The 9,443-nt window shown below is 49.8% G+C and carries 7 protein-coding genes and 1 pseudogene; 7 read left to right on the top strand and 1 reads right to left on the bottom strand.

Annotation, left to right across the window (positions count from 1 at the left end; all coding sequences use genetic code 11):
- A pseudogene (locus ACFOZ5_RS03505) lies at positions 1 to 362 on the bottom strand (transposase); the annotation flags it as partial.
- Between the two features lie 471 nt (positions 363 to 833).
- Between ACFOZ5_RS03505 and ACFOZ5_RS03510 the strand changes: the two are divergent.
- The 7 genes from ACFOZ5_RS03510 (at position 834) to ACFOZ5_RS03540 (ending at position 9,136) form a co-directional block, all read left to right on the top strand.
- A complete protein-coding gene (locus ACFOZ5_RS03510) occupies positions 834 to 1,763 on the top strand; it encodes an asparagine synthetase A (protein ID WP_379885458.1) in 930 nt (309 codons plus the stop codon).
- Positions 1,764 to 2,104: 341 nt separating this feature from the next.
- Positions 2,105 to 2,536, top strand: coding sequence for a cobalamin B12-binding domain-containing protein (locus tag ACFOZ5_RS03515; RefSeq protein ID WP_379885459.1), 432 nt, complete (start codon positions 2,105 to 2,107; stop codon positions 2,534 to 2,536).
- Between the two features lie 10 nt (positions 2,537 to 2,546).
- Positions 2,547 to 4,070 (top strand): hypothetical protein, encoded by a 1,524-nt coding sequence (locus ACFOZ5_RS03520; protein WP_379885460.1) that lies wholly within the window; start codon positions 2,547 to 2,549, stop codon positions 4,068 to 4,070.
- Positions 4,067 to 5,374: a methylaspartate mutase gene (locus ACFOZ5_RS03525; protein WP_379885461.1), complete on the top strand. Its 1,308-nt coding sequence runs from the start codon at positions 4,067 to 4,069 to the stop codon at positions 5,372 to 5,374. The genes ACFOZ5_RS03520 and ACFOZ5_RS03525 overlap by 4 nt, the downstream gene beginning before the upstream one ends.
- Before the next feature lie 898 nt (positions 5,375 to 6,272).
- Entirely contained in the window at positions 6,273 to 7,340 is a 1,068-nt protein-coding gene (locus tag ACFOZ5_RS03530; RefSeq protein ID WP_379885462.1) for an aminotransferase class IV, read from the top strand.
- A gap of 19 nt (positions 7,341 to 7,359) precedes the next feature.
- Positions 7,360 to 8,190, top strand: a complete 831-nt coding sequence (gene panB, locus ACFOZ5_RS03535) for a 3-methyl-2-oxobutanoate hydroxymethyltransferase (protein ID WP_379885463.1) — start codon at positions 7,360 to 7,362, stop codon at positions 8,188 to 8,190.
- Between the two features lie 43 nt (positions 8,191 to 8,233).
- Complete coding sequence (locus ACFOZ5_RS03540) at positions 8,234 to 9,136, top strand: EamA family transporter (protein WP_379885464.1); 903 nt, start codon at positions 8,234 to 8,236, stop codon at positions 9,134 to 9,136.
- The last annotated feature ends 307 nt before the right edge of the window (positions 9,137 to 9,443 follow it).

Here is a 9,443-nt window from a genome sequence, read left to right on the forward strand (position 1 = left end):
CGTTGCGCGGGATAACCCGACGAGTGAACAGGCTTTGCGCTCGGATATCGCTGTCTCCGACAGCATGGTGCGCACAGCCTCGCGCTTGTTCCCGACGGTCAGTACGTTCGGTTAAGGGCGGCCTTCAGGGCTTCTGTATCCAGCATGGACTCGGCCAGCAGCTTCTTGAGGCGGGCGTTCTCTTCCTCAAGAGCTTTCAGGCGACGGGCTTCAGAGACCTCCAGGCCGCCATACTTCTTGCGCCAGGTATAGAAGGTTGCGTCCGAGATGTTGTACTTCCGGCACAGCTCTTTGACCGGGAGGCCAGCCTCGGCTTCCTTCAGAATGGGAATGATCTGTTCTTCGGTGAATCGCTTTTTCATGTTCATCTTCCTCTCTGGTGATGAACATTACTAAGATCACGATGGATTAGAAAGTTGGGTGCAGGTCAACGGCACGAGCAACCACTTTTTTAACGACGGTCAAGATTTAATTGACCACTACAACCGGACGCTTACCTTCATGCGAACGGCTTTACTGACTACACCCAAAAATTTTCTAAGCAGTATGTTAATCTTAGCAAGACAATCGCAGAGGTCTTCAGTCAGTTCGAACATGAAGTCAGGCAGGGTGATTTCCTTACAAAGGACCATTGTTATGTTGCGAAAGAATACCCTCCACGGCCAGGACCTAGAGGTTCCGGCATTCCGTGCTCCCACCGCCCCCCCCCTGGCCATTGCGTTTCATATAATCTGTTAGGTAAATCCGTCGAATCTGTGCATATCCACGGATGTTGAGAGCAACCACAATGACTTCGCTCGACAACACACCTCAGATGAATAGGGAATTTTCTCATGGGTAGCGTGCAGACCTTCTTCGACATAATCAGCGCTTCAGAAATCCAGGATATCGCAAAGATCCGAAACATTGTTCTGAGCGCACTCCAGGACTATACCCGGGAGGCTGGCTTTTATCAGATTCTCCCAATTCTGATGTCACCGATCACTGACCCACTCAATCACGCCGTCTATCCTGCTGAAATTGAATACGAGGGTCGGCCGCTGAAGCTAACGGCAAGCATGATCTTCCACAAACAGCTGATGCTTGCATCCAAGCAGATGGAGAACATTTTCGTCCTAGCTCCCAATATTAGATTAGAGAAAGCGACGGTTAAGTCCTCTCAAAACCACTTGCTGGAATTTTCCCAGTTTGACTTCGAAATGAAAAATGCTTCGATGTATGACGTTATGGCATTCATCGATGGCCTAGTGAAGCATGTTTTTACTGAAGTGCGCGAGAAAGGAGCTGAGAACCTCAAGAATCTGGGGCGGGAGCTTCCCGAATACAGCGAGCCTTTCCCGATTTGCAGCACTGATGAAATGTGGGAAAAGCATGGAAAGGACTTCGAGAACATCATCTCCAAAACATCGTCCACCCCAGTCTTTCTGACCAACTTCAAGCGTGAATTCTACGATCGAGAAACCCCAGGCTCACGTGGTGTGTATAGCAACTTCGACCTGATATACCCCGAGGGGTACGGTGAGGCTCTTTCTGGTGCCGAGCGTGAATTTGAGTACGAGCAGATTGTCTACCGAATGAAAGAACTCGACATGGATATGGCGCCATACGAGAACTACCTGAACGCTGCCAAAGACGGGTTGATTCCCCAGACCGCCGGTGCCGGGATTGGCATTGAGCGTATGCTGCGGTTTATCACCGGCAGGGATGAGATTCGGGAGGTTAGCTTTTTCGACCGAAGCATCAGTTCAGACTTCGCGTTCTGATTTAAAGACGCTTTAGTTGAGCTCAGCCCCTACACCCGACCAGTCCCGTCTGGCTAATTCGCTAATCTACTGAGCCACTGAGGGCCTTGAGAGCAAGGCGCGGTGACGAAGATTTAGTGGTTCCAAATCGAGTCAGCGCAACGTGACTATCAAGGCTCTCAGTGGCTCCCGAAGTGTGCGCGGCTGGGGCCACTGGCCGGTGTTGCCAGCCCTTGATGTTGAACTACCACACCGGCGGACTGGCCCTTGGCCAGGGGCCCCAGGCGTCGCGCAGTAGGTTAGCGAATTAGCCAGACGGGACACTAGGGGCCCTTTTATCTCCAGCAATAAAGGGACTTACTATGCTCGCCGGAAAACATATTTTAATCACCACTGTGCAATCAGATTCACACACTTGGAACCTGATCTACATCCAACTTGTTCTCGAAGAGCTTGGCGCAACTGTCACAAACCTGGGTAGTTGTGTGCCGATAGAGGAGTCAGTTTCAGAAATCGAGTCTTGCAACGCCGATTTGGTCATCGTTTCTAGTGTCAATGGCCATGGATACTACCAAGGAATGGGGTTGATTAAACATGCACAAAATTTATTAGCAGGGCGCCTTCCTCCGTTTGTTATTGGCGGCAAGCTTTCAACGAACACCAAAATGGATGTCTTCATAGAAAGCGATTTAGTATCAGCAGGCTATAACGCGGTTTTCTTAGGTGATGATGCAATAGCCAGTTTCAAGAAATACCTCTCATCAATGTCGAATTCAACAGCTGCAGCACTTTAGCGAGTTTTCTATGAATAACGATGCGACTAAAGACGAGGGTAGAGCATTAGGGGAGAAAGATACTGAGCTCCTTAATAAACTGCTGCCCTATTTCAATGATGAAGAGCTTTCTGCTATCGATAAGTTATCTTCGAAGCTATACACAATATTTAGCAGTTCAGGGCCGGCATCTAGCCGAAAGGTCCTAGTTGCCTATGGCGGGGGCAAAGACAGCTCTTACACTGTTGCCTTTGTGCGCCTCCTTCAGCTCAAGCTGCTGGAGCGCTATGGCGAGACGTTTATCATGAGGGTCGGTTCAATGCGCCATGGTGGCGTGCCTCAGGCGGTCATGGACAACATTGATCGAGTCTATCGCCGCCTTGGGCTGTACGGTGATGATCGCGCGGAACTGTTGGTTATCGACCATAACCATGTGTCGACCTTCGAAAGAGACCTGCCCATGCCTCAGGAGGTCCTTGATATAAACCGTACAGACATCCTGATGAATGGCCATAGGACCGCTGGTGATGGTCGACCAACATTCTGCAATAGCTGCAACCTTAGCGTGGCCAATTTCTACGGGTTAGCCTGCTGGTATGACGGTGGCGTGGACGTGGTATTTACCGGGGACTCCAAGGAAGAGCAGAGACAGTATTACAAGTGGATCATGGGAATGGGCTCCCACATTGGCCTGAATATCCGAGAACACCGCTCAAAGGGCTTTCACGGATTACTACAGATATTAAATGATATCGGCCAAAAATACTTCCATGAAATGTTCGGCCGAGGCTCTGAGGAGGAATGCCAGAAACGCGAGATTGCATTCGGTAATTCAGAGAAACTACCTGAGTTCGTAACCATCTATGACGATGTTAGCTATCGTGTCGATGATCACTGGCCTTTGATTTCTGAATTCTTGGGGTTTGAGTTCGACGAACTGGCATTTAGCTTTACTGAATCCGATTGTGCAAATCCTGCGTTAATGGCTCACTTGCGAGGGCTAAAGGCCGCACACGTAGAGGGCACGGATTATTACACGGGAATATCCGAATACCTTCAGTTAGCGACTCAGTTAATGAAGAAGAAGGAGATTCCTGGGGAGCTCCAGGAGCTTGTTCTTAAACGATACAAGGACAAGGACGCCATAGACAGAACCAAGGCAAAGATCACCGAGTTTGCGTGGCAAGCCTTTGGGCTCACCGAGGCGAATATGATAGCCATGGTTTCTACTCCGCTTGTCAATGAAGGCCAATATCTTGAGCCATGGTTGGGCCAGAACCACAAGGATCTGTTCCCTTGCATAGAAGAACTGAGAGCCATACTTGAGGGCAGAGGTGTCAACAGTCCAGAACAAAGCACCCTAGTCGCAGAGCTAGAAGATATTGTCGGGCTCCCACTCAGACAGATGCAAAGTCTATATCACAATACTCGGGTTGATTTTGGTGATAGGGGCACGGTTGTATCATTAATACGCTGGGATGATCCTCACAAACAGACCATAAGGTTTGTCGATAAGAATAATCGTGAATTCGAAGAAGAGATCTCCGGTAGATGAATCATAAGCTGGGCTCAAACACTGCATTATTTTTTCGTTTGCATAACTATGTGGCTGAGCAAAAGCTTCGCGATCGCACAGTATGGCAGCCAAGGATGGGATTCGGCGATCCCGAAAAAATGAAAGCTGGTTTAGCAGCGGTTGCCGATCAGTGTGATTTCGGCCGTTCCGGCACAATTACATTGGACGCTTACACCCGTGTCGGTGATTTTGAGACACCCTTGAACAGCCTGCGTTCGGGGGTGGCTCTAAATGGATATCCCATTGTTAGTCACGATATGGAAACGACAAACGAGGTAGTAAGCCCAGCCAGGATTAACGGAATTCCAGTTCAGATAAGGCACGGCACATCTAAGCCTCAAGCCATTTTTGCAAGGATGGCAGAGCTTGGACTCGAAGCCACGGAGGGGGGGCCCATATCGTATTGCTTGCCATACGGGCGTCTGCCACTGGCAGAAGCAGTTGCGGCTTGGGAGGACAGCTGCAAGTTAATGGCGAACCGGATTGAGCACGGTCACATCGAGAGTTTTGGGGGCTGCATGATGGGACAATTGTGCGCGCCCTCCATTCTCGTTGCGATAAACATCATAGAGGCCTTGTTCTTTTTGCAACACGGAGTGAGTACAGCCTCGTTAAGTTATGCGCAGGGAACCTCTGACGCACAGGACAAAGGGGCGATTGCTGCCCTTCGGAGATTGGCCAAAGAATACTTACCTTTCGGGACCTGGCACATCGTCTTTTACATGTACATGGGGGTCTTCCCCAAAACGCCAGAAGGAGCTTCAAGATTGATCTATGACGCTGCTTGCTTGGCTGTACGAAGTGGATGCGAAAGGGTCATTGTAAAGACGATCTCTGAAGCCATTCAGATACCGACCATCGAGCAGAATATCTACGCCTTAAAGTTGTCGGCCAGTGCAGAGAGAAAATATGGCCAGGAACCGCTGACTGATAGGGAAAAGGAGCATTACGAGGAGGTCTACATGGAGGCCAAATCCATGGTTGATGCAGTTCTTAATGAGTCGGCAGATCTTGGGAAAGCTATTATTAATTGCTTTAGGACCGGGGTATTGGACGTTCCTTACTGTCTTCATTTGGATAACCGAGGACAGACAAGAACATATATTGATGGAGACGGATGTTTGAGATGGGCGGATCGAGGTGCGTTGCCATTAAACAGGAGTGTTTCCTATATCGGCCGGCATAAGCAGCTGTCGTCATCCGAATTTCTGAATATGCTTGACTATAAAGCTAGCTTGTACGACCTTCGCGCGTCTCAGGTACGTCCGGACTGTCATGCTTGATCGGCGCCATAATGAAAACAGTTAAACCACCGAACAAGCGCCGAGAGTACGTGTTGGTGGTTTCTATCCAGCATGAGCGACGCTAAAAATAGACCATCGCGACGACCAAAACCAGCATCTTGGAACGGTCCGGCGGACGCATTGATCGCCCGCAAAAACTACCCCGCCGGAATACGCATGCCCCACGAGTTAGGGATAGGGGATCGCCGATCAAGACTTACCCCAAGCTAACTTACCGCCTCGTTGCCAGCTGCCGCGCCCAAACCAGCCGCGGTGGCAGGACTCCCCTTGCCCTGTCAGATGTCCTGTACAGGGCTTCCGGGCAAGCGGCGGTATGGCCCTCCGCGACAACTACGCCCCGTAACTCCGAACTACCCGAAAAAACGCTGACCTTGTCCCTTGCCTTGCTCTGCTAGCACTCCAGCGTGCCCCTTGGCCTGCTGATGCGTCATGCCATCGCCACTCGGTCCAAGTGCCAATGTGATGGAAGCGAAGCTTCAACCCAGAAGCATAAAGCACAGGCTGAGCGTCAACGGAGAAATCGTTGGGCCAGGCTGTAGACAGCAGAAACCTTCGCCTCTTGGCCCGTCCTCACCTCAGCACCACAACTAGTAGGTTTTTTTCCAAGATCTGTGTATGGAATGAGCCGAATTATTGCCACACAATCGTTTGGTCCGTGCTGCCTCGGTTTGTGCCGGACTCCGGCAACTCGACGATGCAGCATGTGCTATGAACTCGATAAAGAAGTAGCCACTGCTACGAATGCAAATCCTGCTGCCCATGGTCCGGATTAAATAAGCCCCGACCATACCTCCAAGAGAGCAAACGTAGGGCAAACAGCTATGGCGCGACGGGCCATATTTTTCAATACGCCAAACAGCTCCAGGAACACCTATCGATGATAAAACATCCAGAGTTCAGCAATCCATCGACCGTGCAAGCACCTAAATCCCAGCTTCAAAATTCGTTTTCTGGCTGGTCGCCACTTGCGTTCTCTGCGCGCTATAACAATGGGCGGTGGGGTGTCGAAGGCCTCTTAGAGGGTAACCAATTGTCCATAGATGTTAGTGCGTCGGGCCTACAGTTTGGGCAGAGCGTGTTCGAAGGGTGCATCGCGAGCCGAAACCGCAGAACGGACCTAGGGGCGAAAATACAGTTGTTTCGGCCGCAAAGCTATTACTCTCGACTAGTCAATTCTTGCAACAGAGTGTGCATCCCGCCACCTAGCGAACGCTTCTTCATTGAGGCCCTATCTGTAATTGCTCAAGAGGGTAGTCAGTGGGAGCAGCCTTTCAGCTCTGACCTTCTATATATGCGCCCCTTATTATTTGGGTCGGATGGTGGCATCATGCCTGGGACTGCCACTGAATATAGATTTGTCGTGCTATGTGCGCCGTTCGTTAGACCTTTCAAGAGTGAAGGACAGAACCTAGTCACGGAACCCCATTACAGCCGAACGGCACCCAACGGGCTGGGGAGCGCCAAAACTGGCGCCAACTATGCGCATAGTCATTTGCCAACCCGCGCTGCTCACGAAAATCTTTATGACTCTATCTTATGGTTGGACTCCACATCCAGATCCCTCATTGAAGAAGCAAACGTTGCCAACATCTTCTTTGAGACAAAAAGTTCAATAATAACCCCTAGGAGCAGTGGAAATTTCCTTCGGGGTGTAACCCGAGACAGCGTAATATGCCTCCTTAAGACCGAATACAACGCAGCGGTTCATGAGGTTGATATATCGGTAGACGAAATATTCGACATGTATAACAACGGTAATCTATTAAGCATATTTTGCACCGGGACCGCGGTCGGCATCCAGCCGGTGAAAAGCCTAACGCACGGAACGGCTACGCTCGTTATTGAAAACGAGTCGCTCTTAGTGCAAAAAATCCGCAGCCGACTCTTGGCAATCCAGCACGGGAAAGAAAGCGAAAGCAACGGCTGGATGCATTCTATAACGTAGCAACGAGGAATACTCGCACATGAGCATACATACGACGAACAAAAGAATGACCATCCCATTAATAAGGTCGATGAAAGGAGGAGAAAAGATCGTTTCGCTAACCGCCGCTACGAAATGGATGTCTCAGATGATTGACCCGGTTTCCGACCTGACCATTGTTGGAGATTCGCTAGGGATGGTTTCGTATGGCTTGGAAAGTACTCTTCAAGTAACCCTTGAAATGATGATACTCCACGGGGCAGCGGTAGTCCGAGGGGCAAAAAGAGCCTGTGTTGTTGTCGATATGCCCTTTGGAAGCTACCAAGAATCCCCGAGGCAGGCTTTCCAAAATGCATCGAGAATTGTGCGTGAAACGGGCGCACAAGGAGTGAAGATCGAGGGGGGAAAAGAAATGGCAGAAACGGTGGGTTTTCTAGTGGATCGTGGAATTCCGGTTATGCCTCATATTGGTCTAATGCCTCAGCACGTTCATGCAATGGGAGGATTTAAAGCTCAGGGGCTAACTGAAAACGCAGGAAAAAAGCTGATCGAAGATGCAAAGGTACTTTGTGAGGCTGGAGGATTCTCATTGTTAGTAGAGGGGACGAGTGAAACAGTCGCAAGGCAAATCACTGAATCGGTACGTATTCCTACAATCGGAATTGGGGCCTCGCCCTGTTGCGACGGTCAAGTACTTGTAACCGAAGATCTGTTAGGACTATTCTCGGACTATACGCCAAAGTTCGTCAAGCAATATGCTGATCTTGGCACACAGATCAAGAGTGCTTTGGAGCGCTTTGGAAAAGAGGTTCAGGAAGGAGAGTTTCCAGATTTGTCACGCTGCTTTGGCGTGTCCTCCAATAAGCTTTAACCAAATCTGCTTCTTCCAATCCATCGCAACAGGGCGTCTAAAAATGAGCATCTCGTCGATAGTTTTAGTCCTAGTGGCCACTTTGATCTGGGGGTCTGGATTTATAGCAATAGAGCTGGGACTCAATCATTTCCCGCCGTTACTTTTTATCGCTTTAAGATTTATCATCTCGGCGGTCCCCTTGGTCTTCTTTATAGACAGAGCGGGCATAAAATGGAGGTGGATCATCTCTATTGGACTCGCTGTCGGCGTTTTCTTTTACGTATTTTGGTATCTCGCCATGTGGTACGGCATGCCCGCCGGCATGGCCGCCCTGTTGTTGCAGACTCAGTTCATTTTTACAACCCTTCTGTCCATTCTGCTGTTTAGGAAATACCCAAACATCGTGCAGATTTTTGCGATGGCGGTGTGTTCTATAGGGCTCTATATTATAGCAAGAGAGCGACTTGAAGGAATTACACCGTTCCTGCCGTTCCTAATCATAATGGGCGGCGCTGCCTCATGGGGCCTTGTTCACATAATCATGCAGAAAGCCGGAAAAATGAACCAACTGCGCCTAATGGTTTGGGTCAGCCTAATACCCCCGATACCGCTGCTGATTCTTTCTTACATATTTGAAAGCAACCAGCTCGACATTATCCTCAATATGGACCACACTGCTTTGTTAGCATTGCTCTACACTGGAATACCTGGAACGGTAATATCTTTTGCAATCTGGGGACATCTAATTCAAAAGCATGGCGCAGTTACAATAGCTCCTTTTTCGATGCTTATTCCAGTTTTTGCTATAGTTCTCTCAATAGCCTTTCTTAATGAGGATTTTTCCGTCCTCAGCAAGATTGGGGCAAGCGTTATCTTTTTGGGCCTATTAGTCAACGCTTTTAATGTCCAACTAAGCACCGTATTCGCTAGACGCTCCAAAAAACGGCCTTTGGCGCCGCTTTGATGGCTAGTGAGGAGGGGCTGTTCCGCTTGAGTCGCGTGCCAGGCTTCCGCCAGAGGCAGACTTACCAGGGCGGAAATCGGGATTCTGAGAGTTGGTGAGTAGACCAAGGGGATTGCACCCTCGGGCTCTCCTTATGGTGTCAGCGTAGTTGTGTGTGCCACAGGAATGCGAGCGATCCAACGATAGTTGATCGCTCGCATTCCGTAAGCGGTCCACTAACTACACCGGCATAGCCTCATCCTGATTCCACGGCAACAGGCCATCCAGATCCTTATCGGTCGCCGCTGATGGCAACTCGCTCAGCACC

Source organism: Marinobacter lacisalsi, assembly GCF_042651045.1.
GTDB lineage: Bacteria > Pseudomonadota > Gammaproteobacteria > Pseudomonadales > Oleiphilaceae > Marinobacter > Marinobacter lacisalsi.